16 protein-coding genes are annotated in these 15,213 nt (G+C 59.5%); 3 read left to right on the top strand and 13 right to left on the bottom strand.

Annotation, left to right across the window (positions count from 1 at the left end):
- Nucleotides 1–75: 75 nt before the first annotated feature.
- The 5 genes from AB4N48_RS16005 to minC all read right to left on the bottom strand — a co-directional run bounded on the left by AB4N48_RS16005 (nucleotide 76) and on the right by minC (nucleotide 3,849).
- Nucleotides 76–918 (bottom strand): protein kinase family protein, encoded by an 843-nt coding sequence (locus AB4N48_RS16005; RefSeq protein WP_460093925.1) that lies wholly within the window; start codon nucleotides 916–918, stop codon nucleotides 76–78.
- Nucleotides 919–1,070: 152 nt separating this feature from the next.
- Entirely contained in the window at nucleotides 1,071–1,706 is a 636-nt protein-coding gene (locus AB4N48_RS16000; RefSeq protein WP_460093924.1) for an RluA family pseudouridine synthase, read from the bottom strand.
- Between the two features lie 169 nt (nucleotides 1,707–1,875).
- Nucleotides 1,876–2,130 carry a cell division topological specificity factor MinE gene (gene minE / locus AB4N48_RS15995; protein ID WP_003223146.1) on the bottom strand — a complete coding sequence of 85 codons (255 nt, stop codon included), beginning with the start codon at nucleotides 2,128–2,130 and terminating at the stop codon, nucleotides 1,876–1,878.
- Entirely contained in the window at nucleotides 2,130–2,942 is an 813-nt protein-coding gene (gene minD, locus AB4N48_RS15990) for a septum site-determining protein MinD (RefSeq protein WP_007913953.1), read from the bottom strand. Before minD ends, minE begins: the two co-directional genes overlap by 1 nt.
- Before the next feature lie 169 nt (nucleotides 2,943–3,111).
- Entirely contained in the window at nucleotides 3,112–3,849 is a 738-nt protein-coding gene (gene minC / locus AB4N48_RS15985) for a septum site-determining protein MinC (protein ID WP_041479318.1), read from the bottom strand.
- Between the two features lie 117 nt (nucleotides 3,850–3,966).
- Here minC and AB4N48_RS15980 point away from each other — a divergent pair, with 117 nt between their 5' ends.
- A complete protein-coding gene (locus tag AB4N48_RS15980; RefSeq protein ID WP_041479319.1) occupies nucleotides 3,967–4,899 on the top strand; it encodes a lipid A biosynthesis lauroyl acyltransferase in 933 nt (310 codons plus the stop codon).
- A 35-nt stretch (nucleotides 4,900–4,934) separates the two neighbouring features.
- A complete protein-coding gene (locus tag AB4N48_RS15975) occupies nucleotides 4,935–6,107 on the top strand; it encodes a patatin-like phospholipase family protein (RefSeq protein WP_041479321.1) in 1,173 nt (390 codons plus the stop codon).
- A gap of 91 nt (nucleotides 6,108–6,198) precedes the next feature.
- Here the strand turns inward: AB4N48_RS15975 and AB4N48_RS15970 are convergent, their stop codons facing one another.
- The 8 genes from AB4N48_RS15970 to puuE all read right to left on the bottom strand — a co-directional run bounded on the left by AB4N48_RS15970 (nucleotide 6,199) and on the right by puuE (nucleotide 14,334).
- Nucleotides 6,199–6,984 (bottom strand): outer membrane protein OmpK, encoded by a 786-nt coding sequence (locus tag AB4N48_RS15970; protein WP_460093922.1) that lies wholly within the window; start codon nucleotides 6,982–6,984, stop codon nucleotides 6,199–6,201.
- A 371-nt stretch (nucleotides 6,985–7,355) separates the two neighbouring features.
- Nucleotides 7,356–8,141, bottom strand: coding sequence for an outer membrane protein OmpK (locus tag AB4N48_RS15965; protein WP_431078392.1), 786 nt, complete (start codon nucleotides 8,139–8,141; stop codon nucleotides 7,356–7,358).
- A gap of 162 nt (nucleotides 8,142–8,303) precedes the next feature.
- Nucleotides 8,304–9,656, bottom strand: coding sequence for a nucleobase:cation symporter-2 family protein (locus tag AB4N48_RS15960; RefSeq protein WP_039763799.1), 1,353 nt, complete (start codon nucleotides 9,654–9,656; stop codon nucleotides 8,304–8,306).
- A 161-nt stretch (nucleotides 9,657–9,817) separates the two neighbouring features.
- Nucleotides 9,818–11,131 carry a urate hydroxylase PuuD gene (locus AB4N48_RS15955; protein WP_431078393.1) on the bottom strand — a complete coding sequence of 438 codons (1,314 nt, stop codon included), beginning with the start codon at nucleotides 11,129–11,131 and terminating at the stop codon, nucleotides 9,818–9,820.
- Nucleotides 11,132–11,182: 51 nt separating this feature from the next.
- On the bottom strand, nucleotides 11,183–11,686 hold the full coding sequence (locus AB4N48_RS15950; protein WP_016773758.1) for an ureidoglycolate lyase: 504 nt from the start codon (nucleotides 11,684–11,686) through the stop codon (nucleotides 11,183–11,185).
- A gap of 120 nt (nucleotides 11,687–11,806) precedes the next feature.
- Nucleotides 11,807–12,808: an allantoicase gene (gene alc, locus AB4N48_RS15945; protein WP_122611965.1), complete on the bottom strand. Its 1,002-nt coding sequence runs from the start codon at nucleotides 12,806–12,808 to the stop codon at nucleotides 11,807–11,809.
- Between the two features lie 87 nt (nucleotides 12,809–12,895).
- Nucleotides 12,896–13,411 (bottom strand): 2-oxo-4-hydroxy-4-carboxy-5-ureidoimidazoline decarboxylase, encoded by a 516-nt coding sequence (uraD, locus tag AB4N48_RS15940; protein ID WP_252877737.1) that lies wholly within the window; start codon nucleotides 13,409–13,411, stop codon nucleotides 12,896–12,898.
- Nucleotides 13,408–14,334 (bottom strand): allantoinase PuuE, encoded by a 927-nt coding sequence (gene puuE / locus AB4N48_RS15935; RefSeq protein WP_150638729.1) that lies wholly within the window; start codon nucleotides 14,332–14,334, stop codon nucleotides 13,408–13,410. The genes uraD and puuE overlap by 4 nt, the downstream gene beginning before the upstream one ends.
- A 420-nt stretch (nucleotides 14,335–14,754) precedes the next feature.
- On the opposite strand from puuE, the gene uraH reads away from it, so the two are divergent.
- Nucleotides 14,755–15,108, top strand: coding sequence for a hydroxyisourate hydrolase (uraH, locus tag AB4N48_RS15930; protein ID WP_041479332.1), 354 nt, complete (start codon nucleotides 14,755–14,757; stop codon nucleotides 15,106–15,108).
- Nucleotides 15,109–15,213: the final 105 nt, after the last annotated feature.

Raw genomic sequence — 15,213 nt, 5'->3', positions numbered from 1 at the left:
GGGGCGCGAGTTTACCGTATTGCTCCGCTGATTTGCAGGCCGGGCACTTGCTTCAAAGTGTTGCCAGGGAGGGCGTCAACCGGTGATCAATCTGCCAGAGAGGAAGACTTCACGGCGTTGCTTGCGACCGACGTATTCATGTTTGCTCAACTGATAGACAGCCTCGAACCTGTCTCTCGACAGACCGGGCAGCGCGCTGAGATATTGATCGACCAGGCGATCGTAGGCGGCTTCGGTGATGAATTTGTAGATATCCCGACGATAGAAGAAGCCGAGTTGAAAACCGAGGGTTTCACTTGCGTGCGCGGTCGGGCCTGCGAAGCAGTTTTCAAAGTCGATGGCTTTGAGTGGCCTTTGCGTTTGCTCGGGCACCATGATGTTGCCCACCCAGAAATCCATGTGGGTGATGTTCTTGCTGGCGAGCGAGCTGAGCAGTTGAAACGCGTCGAGGATAAAGGCTTCGATGTTTTCGGGATTGCGTCTGATGCACTCGGCCCCATCAATATAGCCTTCGAGCAGGTGAGTCAGCAGGAAGAACTCCTCGGTCAGGCCGAGTCTGCTGCGGGTATAGCCATAGCCCTTCAGTGGAGGCATCTCCACGCCCCGGCGCTGAGCTTCGAGGGAATTCATCAGCTCTTCGAGAGGCCAGTCGAAGCGCCCGTTGCGTTGCGGTTTGTTCAGGCTCACCCGCACCTTTGCCTTGAACGTGTCCAATGGCTGGACCTTGGCAAATAGTGGTGTTTCACAGGACGATAACGGTGCGCTGGCTCGGGTCAGTTTGTGCGCGCGGCGTTTTTTAATGAGCTGCTCCAGGGCCTGGCGTGCCTGGATGCTGGGTGCTTCGCTCAAGTGCAGGGTCGTGTTACCGAATGCGTAGACGATCGGGTATTCGGATTGAAGTGTTTTGCTGCAGAACACGGGAAAGGCCTCCTGCCTGATATCGAAGTGCCATGATTTTATATTTGATTACAATTTTATGACAGTTCTTTACGTCAATCTATTGCCGGTGGAATTCTGGCAGGACAAAAAAAGCCCTTCATTGCGAAGGGCTTTCAAAGTATTCACGCAGTTCAGAACGGAGCCGGGCACTCGAAGCGCAGGCGCTCGCGGGTCTGCGGATGAGTGAAGCTGAGCATGCTCGCGTGCAGGCACAGACGCGGCCAGGCCGCCAGCGCTTGCTCGTGGGCGTAGAGTCCGTCACCCAGCAGCGGATGGCCGATCGACAACATGTGCACGCGCAGTTGATGCGAGCGGCCGGTAATCGGTGTCAGTTCGACACGGCACCAGTCGCCGCAACGTTCCAGCACCTTCCAGAAGGTCAGCGCATGCTTGCCGAATTCGTGATCGACGACATGCCGTGGCTTGGTCGGTGGGTCGTAGCGCAGGGGCAGATCGATGCTGCCGCTGTCCAGCTCCGGCTGACCCCAGGCCAAAGCGGTGTAGGCTTTTTCGGTTTCGCGGTCGTGAAACTGCCGCGACAGTTCGCGATGAGTGTCGGCGTCACGGGCCAGCAGGATGATGCCGGAGGTTTCCCAGTCCAGGCGATGAACTATGCGCGCTTCCGGGTAGCCGTTTTCCTGCAGGCGGGTAATCAGGCAGTCCTTGTTGTCGTCAGCGCGACCGGGCACCGAGAGCAGCAGGGTCGGTTTGTCGACCACCAGTACGGCGGCGTCCTCATGGATGATGCGGATGTTGGACAGCGGCATTAAAACAGCCTCGTAACAAATGCCAACGGCGGCTCGGGACTGCTGATAACTCTGTAGGAGCTGCCGAAGGCTGCGATCTTTTGACTTTGAAGATCAAAAGATCGCAGCCTTCGGCAGCTCCTACACGAGCATCAACAGCCCGAGCCGCCGTAGCGACTGCCAAATCGACTCAGCGATCGGGCAGGGTGATGTTGAGTTCCAGAATCGAGCAACTGCCCTGGCTTTCCAGTGCAACATGTACGTCGTCGTTGCCGATGTTGACGTACTTGCGGATCACGTCGACCAGTTCCTTCTGCAAGGCTGGCAGGTAATCCGGCGTGCTGCGCTGGCCGCGCTCATGCGCCACGATGATCTGTAGACGCTCTTTCGCTACCGAGGCGGTACTTGGCTTTTTGTTGGCACGAAAGAAGTCAAAAAGGTTCATTACCTACCTCCAAACAGGCGCTCGAAGAATCCCTTCTTCTCGACATCGAGGAATCGGTGGGCTTTTTCTTTGCCCAGCAGGCGGTCGACGGTATCGCTGTAAGCCTGACCGGCATCGCTCTGGTCGTCGAGAATCACCGGCACGCCCTGGTTGGAAGCCTTGAGTACCGCCTGGGATTCCGGGATGACGCCGAGCAGGGTCACCGAGAGGATCTCCTTGACGTCTTCAACGCCAAGCATCTCGCCCTTCTCGACACGCTCCGGGTGGTAGCGGGTGATCAGCAGGTGTTCCTTGATCGGGTCTTCGCCACGTTCGGCGCGGCGCGATTTGCTCGCCAGCAGGCCGAGCATGCGGTCCGAGTCACGTACCGAGGAGACTTCCGGGTTGGTCACGACGATCGCTTCATCGGCGAAATACATGGCCAGGTGCGCACCTTTCTCGATGCCCGCCGGGGAGTCGCAGACGACGAACTCGAATTGTTCCTTGAGCTCCATCAGCACTTTTTCCACGCCTTCGACGGTCAGCGCGTCTTTGTCGCGGGTCTGGCTGGCCGCCAATACGTAGAGGTTTTCCAGGCGCTTGTCTTTGATCAGTGCCTGTTGCAGGTTGGCTTCGCCGTTTACCACGTTGACGAAGTCATACACCACGCGGCGCTCGCAACCCATGATCAGGTCGAGGTTACGCAAGCCCACGTCGAAGTCGACGATCACTGTTTTGTGGCCGCGCAGAGCGAGACCGGTACCGATAGCGGCGCTGGTGGTGGTCTTACCCACACCACCCTTGCCGGATGTAACCACGAGAATCTTGGCCAAGGTGTTTCACCCCTAAGGAAGAAGGACTGTTCAGCCCCTGAAAAACATCTCTTGAAAACTACTGCAGTCGGACAGCCTTGGCTGGAATTTGGCTTTGAGCCTTTTTCCTACTTCGTTTGAGCCGTTTTCGCTACGTTTTAGAGATGCTTGGAAAATGCGGCAGTATCCGTTAAAGCCGAATGATGTTCAACACGTCGCCTGACAGGCTGACCTGGACGCCCGAGCCCCACATCGGATCACGACGCAAATCCTCGGAGACCTTGTAATGACCGGCGATGGAGATCAGTTCAGCGCTCAATTGCTGACAGAAAATCCGTGCCTTGGTGTCACCTTTGACGCCGGCCAGCGCACGGCCGCGCATCGGGCCGTATACATGGATGTTGCCATCGGCGAGAAGTTCCGCCCCCGGACTGACCGATGAGACCACGACCAGATCGCCACCCTGGGCATATATCTGCTGGCCACCACGTACTGGCGTGGTGATTACGCGGGTCGGTTTGACGGTCGGCTCAGGCGGCTTTTCCGGCTTCTTTTTGACTTCGGCTTCCGGCGTCTCCAGCGGACGCTCGCGGGCGCCGGAGGGCGGTAGCACGGGGATGTCGATGGCGATGGCGGCGGCGATGTCTTCGATGCGGCTGGCGCGAATGGCCAGGGTACGCAAGCCGTGCTGACGGCAGACGCGCATCAGCCCCGGCAGGTCAACCGCGCCCTGATTCGGCGGTAGTTTGTCCAGCGCCAGAACCAGCGGTGCATTGCTGAAAAAATTCGGCGCCTGGGCGACTTTGGCGGCCAATTGCCGATCGAGGCTTTCGAGGTCGTTACGGGCCAGTTCCAGCACAGTGATGGCCAGCATGCTGCCCTTGAGCTGGAATACGGGATCTTGGTCTAACGGGTCGGTTTGGCTCATGTCGGCATACAACGGCTTGTCACTAAAAGTGCCGAGACTTATAACGAGAACGCCCGCGAGCCGCAAGCCGGGTCGAACGATGTAGAATGCGCGGCCACTGTATTTACGGAAGCTTTAATGGATCGCCCGCGTTTTCGAAAAGCATATCTTGCTCCGCGCTTCTGGCCGCTCTGGTGCGGCCTGGGGCTTTTGTGGCTGATCGTGCAGTTGCCGTATCCGGCGCTGCTGACCATCGGTCGAGTTTTGGGCGCGTTGATGTATCGCGTCGCCAGCGACCGGCGAACCATCGCCCGGCGCAATCTGGAATTGTGCTTTCCGGAAAAATCCGCCGCCGAACGCAAACGCCTGCTCAAGGAAAACTTCGCCTCCACCGGCATTGCCTTTTTTGAAATGGCGATGAGCTGGTGGTGGTCGCGCGAGCGTCTGGCGAAACTGGCCCACGTCGAAGGCCTTGAACATCTGCAGAAGGCCCAGCGCGAAGGCAAAGGCGTGATTCTCATGGCCGCGCATTTCACCACCCTGGAAATCGGCGCGGCGCTGCTCGGCCAGCAGCACACCATCGACGGCATGTACCGCGAACACAAAAACCCCTTGTTCGACTTCGTCCAGCGCCGTGGCCGCGAGCGGCACAATCTCGATTCGCTGGCGGTGGAGCGCGATGACGTGCGCGGCATGCTCAAACTGCTGCGCTCGGGACGGGCGATCTGGTATGCGCCGGATCAGGATTACGGCGCCAAGCAGAGCATCTTCGTGCCGCTGTTCGGCATTCAGGCCGCCACCGTCACTGCGACGACCAAGTTTGCACGGCTGGGCAAAGCGCTGGTGGTGCCGTTCACTCAGGAACGTCTGGCCGACGGCAGTGGTTATCGTCTGGTGATTCATCCGCCGCTGGAAGATTTCCCCGGCGAGAGCGAGGAGGCCGATTGCATCCGCATCAATCAGTGGGTCGAGAGCGCTTTGCGTGCCTGCCCCGAGCAGTATCTGTGGGCGCATCGGCGCTTCAAGAGTCGCCCACCGGGCGAGCCGAAGCTTTATCCCAAGCGTCGTTGATTCACCCGTACTGACAAGCACTGTGGAGTGTTGCGATGAGTCCTGCTGAACCGGTCACAGGTTTGATTCTTTCCGGCGGCGGGGCTCGGGCGGCTTATCAGGTCGGGGTGCTGGCGGCGATTGCCGAGTTGCTGCCGGTCGGTGCGGACAATCCGTTTCCGGTGATCGTCGGCACCTCGGCCGGGGCGATCAATGCGGTCAGCCTGGCCAGTGGTGCCATGGATTTTCGCGCTGCCATCGAACGCCTGACCCAGTTCTGGCAGGGCTTTCGCAGCCACCGCGTGCTGCGCAGCGACTGGCCGGGCGTGATCCATCAAGCCAGCCGCTTCGTCAGCCACAGCCTGCTCGGCCTCGGTCGGCAGATGCCGGTGGCACTGCTCAACAGTTCGCCGCTGCGCGAACTGCTCGAGGAAAAACTGCACCTGCCCGGCATCGCCGAATCCATCGCGCGCAAGCAATTGCATGCGGTGGCGGTGACTGCGTTCGGCTACGAATCGGGGCAAGCGGTGACGTTCTATCAGGGCGGCGGCACCATCGACGCCTGGCTGCGGCACCGCCGCATCGGCGTGCCGACGCAATTGTCGGTCGATCACCTGTTGGCCAGTTCGGCGATTCCGCTGTTGTTCGCGCCGGTGAAAATCGGTGAGGAATATTTCGGTGACGGCGCAGTCCGCCAGTCGGCGCCGATCAGCCCGGCGCTGCATTTGGGTGCGAGTCGCGTGCTGGTGGTGGGCGTCAGCGGCAACCCGCGCGGCGTTGATCCGCAGCAGCCGCTGGAGCGCGCCTACAGCGGCCAGCAACCGACGCTGGCGCAGATCGGCGGGCACATGCTCAACAGCACGTTTATCGACAGCCTGGAAAGCGATATCGAGTTGCTGCAGCGTCTGAATCAGTTCAGTCATTTGCTCCCGGCCGGCACACCCACTCGCGCGCTGGGTGTGGCGCCGGTGGAAGTGCTGGTGATTGCGCCGAGTCAGCCGATCGACGAAATCGCCGCGCGGCATCGCCAGGAGTTACCGGCGGCTTTGCGCCTGTTTCTGCGTGGGCCGGGGGCGACGAAGACGAGCGGGGCGGGGGTGCTCAGTTACCTGCTGTTCGAGGCGGGGTATTGCAGCGAGTTGATCGAGTTGGGGCGGCGGGATGCGTTGGCCAAGCGCGAGGAGCTGTGCCGGTTTTTGCGGATATCGGAAGCGGTGGCTCCTGCCTGAAATCTGCGGTGAGGCCTTCGCGAGCAGGCTCGCTCCCACATTGGAACTCGGTCTGAATGTGGGAGCGAGCCTGCTCGCGAAGCTTTTAGGGTCAGAAGTGGAACTTGACCAGGAAGCTTGTGGTGCTCTGATCGGTCTTGAAGTACTGGCTGTCCTTGATCCCGTATTTGTCCGACCAGTAGTCGTACTCGACACCGACATACAACTGCTTCTCGCCGAAATTCAGCGCCTTGCCCAGGTCGTATTTGACCTGCGGGTTGAAGTGCAGGTTGGCGTGGTAGTCGCCCTTGGAATTGGACTCGTTGTCGACCACCCAGTCCATGAAGCCGTCGATGAGGATGTTCGATTTGCCCACCGGGATGGTGTAGGACCACACCGGGGTGATCTGCCAGACATTGTCACCGGCGCGTGCGCCCTGGGTGTGACGCTGGTAGAAGTTCAGCTGGAAGTAATCGAAGCCCGGAATCGCCAGGTCGAAGCCCGGACCGATCAGGTACGACTCGGTATCGCCTTCACCGAACTCGTAGGTCATGGCCAGCAGCACGTCAGTCACCGGACCAAAGGCCAGTTTCTGATCGAAGATCTTGCCGAATGACAGGCGCGGGCTGAGCTCGCCGTAGTAGGTGTTGGAGCCGACGCCGCCATCATCCTTGCCGTTGTAGAAGATCTTGTCGATGAACAGGAAGTTGTCCCCATACTTCCAGGCATCGGCGTGCTCGAAGGTCACGGTCTGCTGAATGCGCGGGTTGACCTGGAAGTCCTTGCCATACAGGTAGGTCAGGCTGTTGTTCTGCCACTGCAGCAGGCCTTCGGCCATCGCCTGGCCGCCGGCGAACATCGATCCGGCCAGCATCAGGCTGGTGCACATACGTTTCATTCGGTTGCTCCCAAAGTAGGTGTTCCACGTTATTTTTTTAAGATCGGCGCTCTGATGTGGCGCCTTTTTTCGTACCGCAAATTTCATCCGATCGGTCAGCTTTGAATGCTGGTAGCAAAAGCTGCGCCAAGGCTTTTGAAAAACCAAAAAACGCCCGTTCGGCTGCTGAAAAACAGTCGACGAGCGTGTTTTCGGGATGCCTCAGGACTGACCGCAGCCGGGATAAGTTGGCTTTTCGGTCAGAAATTGAATTCAGGCTTTTTTTTAGAGCGAATTCGGAAGGCCGCGGAGAATACTGACTCCTCGGCCAACGCTCAAGTGCCCCGCAACAGAGCACCGTCGGCAAGCATGGCGCACGGTTGCGGGCCATCTCAGAAGTGCACCTTCAGCAGCAGGCTGGCGGTGTTCTGGTTGGTATCGAACGCGTGGCTGTTTTCGATGCCGTATTTGTTCTTCCAGTAGCTGTACTCGGTGCCGACGTACAGCTGTTTCTGGCTCCAGCCCATGGCTTTGCCGAGGTCGTATTTGATCTGCGGATTGATGTGCAGGTTGGCGTGGTAGGTGCCGCGCGAGTTTTCGTCGTTGTTGACGACCCAGTCGAGGTAGCCGTCGATCAGCACATCGGAATTGCCCAGCGGGAAGCTGTAGGACCACGCGGGGGTGATCTGCCAGACACCATCGCCGGGGCGCGGGCCTTCGGTCTGGCGGCGGAAAATGTTCAGGGTGACGTAGTTGAAGCCGGGCACTTTCAGGTCGAAGCCGGGGCCGATCAGATAGGCCTCGGTTTCGCCTTCGCCGTACTCGTAGGTCATCGCCAACAGCACATCCTTGATCGGGCCGAACTCGATCTTGCGGTCGAGGATCTTGCCGAAGGACAGACGCGGGGTGAACTCGCCGTAGAAGGTATGCGGCCCTTTGTTCGGGTCTTCCTTGCCGTTGTAGAAGATCTTGTCGACGAACAGAAAGTTGTCGCCGTACTTCCACTTGTCGGCGTGCTCGAAGGTGACCGTCTGCTGATACGACGGGTTGATCGCGAAATTCTTGCCGTACAGATAGCTGAGGCTGTTGCTCTGCCACAGCAGCAGATCGCCGGCCATGGCCTGACTCGCGGCCAGCAGGCCGCCACTCAACAGAACGTTGCTTTGCGTGCGGGTCATCTGTTGCTCCCTGTTGTTTTTATTGTTTGAGGCACAAGCAGTTGCGTAGTCCCTGTGGGAGCGAGCCTGCTCGCGAAGCGGTTGTGTCAGTCGCCATCAATGTTGAATGACACAGCGCTTTCGCGAGCAGGCTCGCTCCCACAGGTGGCGTGGTGGTTTCAATCAGTGAGCATGGCAATCATTGATCGCCGCACGCTCCTTGCCGCCGAGGATGTTGAACAGCAGGTTCAGCGTCAGCGCGCTGAGGGTGGCCATGGCGATGCCGCTGTGGGTGATCGGGCTCATCCACAGCGGCAGGTGGGCGAAGAACTCCGGACGCACCACCGGGATCAGGCCCATGCCGATGCTTACCGCGACCAGCAACTGATTGCGGCGGTCACCGATGTCGGCCTCTTGGAGGATCTTGATGCCAGTGGCCGCGACCATGCCGAACATCGCAATTGCCGCGCCGCCCAACACCGCCGGTGGAATCGATGCCACCAGAAACGCCGCTTTCGGCAACAGGCTGAGGACGATCAGCAGACCACCGGCAACGATGGTCACCGAACGGCAGCGCACGCCGGTCATCTGCACCAGGCCGATATTCTGCGCGAACGAGGAGTGAGTGAAGGTGTTGAAGAAACCGGCGAAAAACGACGCGCCGGCATCGCACAACAAGCCACGACGGAGCATGCGCGGGCAGACTTCCTGGCCGGTGATCTTGCCCAGCGCGAGAAACATCCCGGTGGACTCGACGAAGATGATCACCACCACCAGACACATCGACAGAATCGGTGCCAGCTCGAATTTCGGCATGCCGAAATGCAGTGGGGTGACGAACTGAATCCACGGTGCGCTGGCCATGCCGCTGAGGTCGACCATGCCGATCACGCCGCACAGTACATAGCCCAGGCACATGCCGATCAGCACCGAAATATTGACCCAGAATCCGCGCATGAAGCGATGAACCAGCAGAATGGTCGCCAGCACCAGCGCAGCGATGGCCAGATAAATCGGCGAACCGAATTGCGCGGCGTCGACACCGCCACCGGCCCAGTTCACGGCCACGGGGAACAGCGATAAACCGATCGAGGTGATGACCGTGCCGGTCACCAGTGGCGGGAAGAAACGCACGACCTTGGACATGAACGGCGCGATCAGCATGCCGAAGAAACCGGCAGCTATCGTCGCACCGAAGATCCCTTGCAGACCGATGCCGGGCATGCCGGCCATGGCCACCATGCTGCCGACTGCGGCGAAACTGGCGCCCATCATCACCGGCATGCGAATGCCCATCGGGCCGATGCCGAGCGACTGCACGATAGTGGCGATGCCGGCGACCAGCAGGTCGGCGTTGATCAGGAAGGCGATTTCTTCACGACTCAGGCCAGCGGCCTGTCCGATGATCAGCGGCACCGCGATGGCACCGCCGTACATCAGCAGAACATGTTGCAGACCGACCAGGATCAGTTGCAAAAGGGGCAAACGCTGAATGGCGGGTGCGTCGGGGATGCGCGCTTTGGACAGCTCGGACATGCAACACCTCGGATCTTTTTTATTCTTGTGATTAACAGCTGCCGGGTTGCTTGCAGCTGTTTCTTTGCATCAGGAGGACCGCGTTTCGGCGGCTATTCGCGAGCAGGCTCGCTCCCACAGGATCTCTGTAGGCGTGAGCCTGCTCGCGATGCTTTTAACGATTAATTGGTTTGTGCTCCCTGGGCAATCCAGGCACCGATCAGGTCACGTTCCTGCTGGGTCATCTGGGTGATGTTGCCCAGTGGCATGATCTGCGTGGTGATGGCTTGCGCCTGAATGCGCGCGGCGTTCTGGCGGATCTGCTCGGGGGTGTCGAACATCACACCGGCCGGGGCTGCGCTGAACAACGGGCTGGTCGGCTTGGACGAATGGCACACCGTGCAACGCTCTTGAATCACGTTGTGCACCTTGTCGAAACCGGGGCCGGCATTCGAGGCTTGCGCGGGTGCCGCCGCAGGGGCTGCGGGTGCCGCAGGTTGCGCCGCTTCGGCCGGTTTCGCGCCACCGCCCAGTGCCGTTTCCGGCAGCGGTTGGTACTCGATTCTCGCCGGTGCCTTGGCCACTTCAGGTGCGCTCGACATCGGCGCCGGGCCAGTGACGTAGGCCAGGCAGATCATGCCCACCGCTGCCACCGGCAGGGTCCAGGCAAACTTGTGGCTGTCGTGACGGGTGTTGAAGTAGTGACGCACCAATACCGCCAACACCGCGATCCCGGCGAGGATCAACCAGTTGTACTGGCTGCCGTAAGTGCTCGGGAAGTGGTTGCTGATCATGATGAACAGCACTGGCAGGGTGAAGTAGTTGTTGTGACGCGAACGCAGCAGACCCTTGGCCGGCAGGGCCGGATCCGGCGTGCGGTTCTCGGCAATCGCCGCGACCAGTGCCCGTTGCGCCGGCATGATGATGCGGAACACGTTACCGACCATGATGGTGCCGATGATCGCGCCAACGTGCAGGTACGCACCCCGACCGCTGAACACCTTGCTGAAGCCATAGGCGGCGGCAATGATCAGCACGAACAGGATGAAGCCGAGCAGGGCGGGTTTCTTGCCCAGGGCCGAATCGCAGAGGAAGTCGTAGACAAACCAGCCGACGATCAGCGAGCCGATACCGATGGCCACGCCTTCAGGACCGCTGAGGCCACTGCCGGGTGCCACGAGGTAGAGCACCGGATTGGAGTAGAACACCACGCACAGCAGCGCGATCCCCGACATCCAGGTGAAGTAGGCTTCCCACTTGAACCAGTGCAGGTTGTCCGGCATGGATGGTGGGGCCAGTTTGTACTTTTCCAGGTGGTAGATGCCGCCGCCGTGGATCGCCCACAGATCACCGGCCAGACCGGTTTTCGGGTTGACGCGGTTGAGGTTGTTCTCCAGCCAGACGAAGTAGAACGACGCGCCGATCCAGGCCACGCCAGTGATCATGTGAACCCAGCGCACGCTCAGGTTCAGCCATTCCAACAGATGTGCTTCCACAGTCTTTACCTCTCGCCTGTCACTCTTGTTGTCGAGTGATCAGACCTTCTCTTATTGGTGGGGGGCGAGGATCAACCGCTCATCCTCTTTGAAAAAATGCTCATCGCAGTTATTGCCTGTGCCACTGCGATCAACCACCAGGAAGTCATCCCGCTTTTCGATCGTCAGCACCGGGTGGTGCCAGACGCCGCGATGGTAATTGATGCCCTGCCTGCCGTTGGTGACGAAGGCGCGGACCAAGCCTGATACAGGTTCATCGCCAACTGGCGCGACCACGATCAGAAAGGGGTTGCCGAGCAGCGGTATGAAAGCCTGGCTGCCCAGCGGATGGCGTTCCAGCATGCAAACGGTCAGCGGCATGTCCTGCGCGTCGGCGCGGAAAATACTGATGATCGCGTTGTCCTCAGGCGTAGCGGTTTCGACCGTCGCCAGTTTGTGGAAGCGCATGGTCGAACCGTTGTTGATCATGAAGTGATCGCTGCCGTCGGTTTCGATCACGTCACCGAAAGGGGCGAATGCTTCTTTGGTCAGCGGTTCAATCGTCAGTGTGCGCATGCTGTTCTTCTTATCCGGATTCTGTGTTGTTAGATCTATCGCCATCGCGGGCAAGCCCGCTCCCACAGTGGACTGTGGCGTTCACAAAACCTGTGGGAGCTGGCTTGCCAGCGATTGGGTTCAACCTTGTTTAGCGACCTTGCCGAGTACACGCAGGCGACTCACGCCACCATCCGGGAACACGTTCAGGCGGATGTGGGTGATCGGGCCGAGTGCCTTGATCTGCTCGACGAAGGTGTGTTCGGCGTGCATTTCCAGCTTCTGGCTTGGCAGCAGTTCGCGCCAGAACAGCGACTGGGTTTCGATCTGGCTGTCGGTGCCGCCCTTGACGAAGGCGCCCTGGATCGAGCAGGTGTCCGGGTAGTTGCCTTTGAAGTGCAGGGTGTCGACGACGATCTTCTCGATCTCGCCCGGATGACCCAGGGCGACGATCACCCAGTCATTGCCCGGCGTACGACGACGCGCGGTTTCCCAGCCGTCGCCCATGTTGATGCCGCGGCCCGGGTTGAGGATGTTGCTCATGCGGCCGAAGTGTTCGTCGGAGCAGGCGAGGGCGCGGCCACCATTGAGGGCTGCTGCCAAGTCCACTTGTTCGTTGTCGCCAACAGCAGACCAGTCGCGGAACGGAATGCCGTACACGCGCAGACGGGCAACACCGCCGTCCGGGTAGATGTTGAAGCGCAGGTGGCTGAACGCTTTGTCGTTGCTGATTTCATGGTAGTGGTGGCTGTTGCCCTGCAACTCGACGGCCGACAGCACTTCGGTCCACTGGGTGTTTTCATCCGGCTCGCCCGAGGCCAGGAAGCACGCTTCCAGCGAGGCCGATGGCGGGTAGTTGCCGGTGAAGAATGAAGTGTCGATGTCCACGCCTTTGATCGAGCCCGGTACGCCCAGACGGATCACCGCGCTGTCGTAACCTTCGAAGCGCTTGCGGCGCGACTCCCAGCCGTCCATCCACTTGCCGTTGTCATCGAACACGCCCTCCTTCCATACGGCCGGGGTCGGTTGGAACAGACGATTGGCGTCTGCGAACCAGTCATCGGTGACCGAAATGATCTTGGTGCCCAGACGGGCGTCGGCCAGGTTGACGTATTTTTCGAAAGGTACGGCGTAAGCTTTCATTCTTCTTGTCTGCCTTTGATAAGTTGGCTGGGGATGCTCGCAGGGCCCTGGGCGTTTGCGCGTTCATGCACGCTCGGGCCAGGCTTGCTAAAGAGTCAGTAAACGGAACAGGGCAATCTTGTTGATCTCCGCCAGCGCGCATTTGAACTCGGCTTCCACCGAATGGTTGATGCGCGTTTCGAACGCCGCGAGGATCTGATGCCGGTTGCTGCCTTTTACCGCCATGATGAAGGGAAACTTGAACTTGGCTTTGTAGGCGTCGTTCAGCTCGGTGAAGCGCTGGAACTCTTCGGCCGTGCATTGGTGAATACCGGCGCCAGCCTGTTCATTGGTGCTGGCTTCGGTCAGTTGGCCCTGGACGGCAGCTTTGCCGGCCAGGTCCGGGTGAGCGTTGATCAGGGCCAGCTGGCTGGCATGATCGGCGCTCAACAGGATATCGCTCATGCGCTGGTGCAGGGTTTCGATCTCGTCGATCGAAGCGTCCGCACCGAGGTCGTAGGCCTTTTCGGCCACCCATGGCGAATGTTCGTAGATGTCGGCGAAGGCTTTGACGAAAGCGTCGCGGCTCAGGGTCGACGGTTGCAGGGTTTGAAAGCGGCTCATTTTGCAGTCCCTTGGTACGGGTGGGTTTGCTGCCAGTGGCGTGCGATGTCGACGCGACGGCTGAACCACACCTGTTCATGACTTTTGGCGTATTCGATAAAGCGCTTGAGCGAAGCGAGGCGACCAGGACGGCCGATCAGGCGGCAGTGCAGACCGATCGAAAGCATTTTCGGCGCTTCAGCACCTTCGGCGTAGAGCACGTCGAACGCGTCTTTGAGGTATTCGAAGAAATCGTCACCCTTGTTGAAACCCTGCACTTGCGTGAAGCGCATGTCGTTGGTGTCGAGGGTGTAGGGGATCACCAGATGCGGCTTGCCGGTCGGGTTGTTCGGTTCCCAGTAGGGCAGGTCGTCGTCGTAGGTGTCGCAGTCGTAGAGGAAACCGCCTTCTTCCATCACCAGGCGACGGGTATTCGGCCCGGTACGGCCGGTGTACCAGCCCAGCGGACGCTCGCCTGTCAGTTCGGTGAGGATGCGGATCGCTTCGAGCATGTGCTCGCGTTCCTGCGCTTCGTCCATGTACTGGTAGTCGATCCAGCGGTAGCCGTGGCTGCAGATTTCGTGGCCGGCCTCAACCATCGCACGGATTACGTCCGGGTGACGCTGGGCGGCCATGGCCACGGCGAAGATGGTCAGCGGAATATCGAATTCCTTGAACAGCTTCAAAATGCGCCAGACGCCGGCGCGGCTGCCATACTCGTAAAGCGATTCCATGCTCATGTTGCGCGCGCCCTGCAGCGGCTGGGCAGCGACCATTTCCGACAGGAAGGCTTCGGATTCCTTGTCGCCGTGCAGAACATTGCGCTCGCCACCTTCTTCGTAATTGAGTACGAAGGACAGGGCGATCCGGGCATTGCCCGGCCAGTGTGGGTGAGGAGGGTTACTGCCGTAACCGATCAGGTCGCGTGGGTAGTCAGCGCTCACTGCAGTCTTCCTTCTTGTACGTTGACAGATTGGTGTGGCGGCCTGGCAGGCTGGCGTCACAGCGATGGGCTGATTGTATACAACTTTATTTACATTTTGTAAGCCTGAATTTTCGCATTTTTCACCGGCTGTCATCTTTTGCTGTTAATGGTTCCAGCCTGCAAGAAACCTGCCTGACCAGTCAGCTAATGAATAGAAGGTTCAATGATCAGGCGCTTTGCCTGCGAATTGGTGATAAAGACCCGGATGGCGGGGGTGAAGCGAAAAATGTCGTTTTTATTGTGTACAATTTTTTTGAAAAGTGTCTTAATCAGTCGCTCGCCGCAGCGTTTCGTGCTCCGAAACGGTGCGGTCTCCTTTTCAACTGACTTCGGGAGGCGCGAAGTCTGACCGCTTGTTGCGGCCGGGCGCGCAGAATCAATGGGACGTTTGACAACACACGTTTTGGACGCTGCACACGGTTGCCCGGGCAGCTCGATCAAGGTCGAGCTGTACCGCGTTGAAGGGTCGCACCTGGAATTGGTCGCCAGTGCGACAACCAACAGCGATGGCCGGGTCGATGCGCCGCTGCTGCAGGGCGATGATTACCGCACCGGGGTTTATCAGGTGCAGTTCCATGCCGGCGATTACTACCGCGCCCGGGGCGTGCAACTGCCCGAGCCGGCCTTCCTGGACGTGGTGGTGCTGCGTTTCGGCATCTCCGCCGAGCAGGAGCACTATCACGTGCCCCTGCTGATTTCGCCTTACAGCTATTCCACGTATCGGGGCAGCTGACCCCCAAGCAGCTGCCCCCACCGGGAAGCGACTGCGCATATAGCTTCTTTGGTCTTTCGCCCGCTCACACTGCGGGCTTTTTTTATGCCTGTTTACAGCTCATCT

This window comes from Pseudomonas sp. S2_C11 (assembly GCF_054668395.1).
The sequence above is the reverse complement of the archived record's forward strand: the minus strand, read 5'-3'. Positions and strand labels throughout refer to the sequence as shown.

Excerpts from the sequence above, each read along its gene's own strand:
- AB4N48_RS16000 (WP_460093924.1), bottom strand. The coding sequence starts at position 1,706 with ATGCCGCTGTCCAACATCCGCATCATCCATGAGGACGCCGCCGTACTG.
- minE (WP_003223146.1), bottom strand. The coding sequence starts at position 2,130 with ATGAACCTTTTTGACTTCTTTCGTGCCAACAAAAAGCCAAGTACCGCC.
- minC (WP_041479318.1), bottom strand. The coding sequence starts at position 3,849 with ATGAGCCAAACCGACCCGTTAGACCAAGATCCCGTATTCCAGCTCAAG.
- AB4N48_RS15980 (WP_041479319.1), top strand. The coding sequence starts at position 3,967 with ATGGATCGCCCGCGTTTTCGAAAAGCATATCTTGCTCCGCGCTTCTGG.
- AB4N48_RS15975 (WP_041479321.1), top strand. The coding sequence starts at position 4,935 with ATGAGTCCTGCTGAACCGGTCACAGGTTTGATTCTTTCCGGCGGCGGG.
- AB4N48_RS15970 (WP_460093922.1), bottom strand. The coding sequence starts at position 6,984 with ATGAAACGTATGTGCACCAGCCTGATGCTGGCCGGATCGATGTTCGCC.
- AB4N48_RS15965 (WP_431078392.1), bottom strand. The coding sequence starts at position 8,141 with ATGACCCGCACGCAAAGCAACGTTCTGTTGAGTGGCGGCCTGCTGGCC.
- AB4N48_RS15960 (WP_039763799.1), bottom strand. The coding sequence starts at position 9,656 with ATGTCCGAGCTGTCCAAAGCGCGCATCCCCGACGCACCCGCCATTCAG.
- AB4N48_RS15950 (WP_016773758.1), bottom strand. The coding sequence starts at position 11,686 with ATGCGCACACTGACGATTGAACCGCTGACCAAAGAAGCATTCGCCCCT.
- alc (WP_122611965.1), bottom strand. The coding sequence starts at position 12,808 with ATGAAAGCTTACGCCGTACCTTTCGAAAAATACGTCAACCTGGCCGAC.
- uraD (WP_252877737.1), bottom strand. The coding sequence starts at position 13,411 with ATGAGCCGCTTTCAAACCCTGCAACCGTCGACCCTGAGCCGCGACGCT.
- uraH (WP_041479332.1), top strand. The coding sequence starts at position 14,755 with ATGGGACGTTTGACAACACACGTTTTGGACGCTGCACACGGTTGCCCG.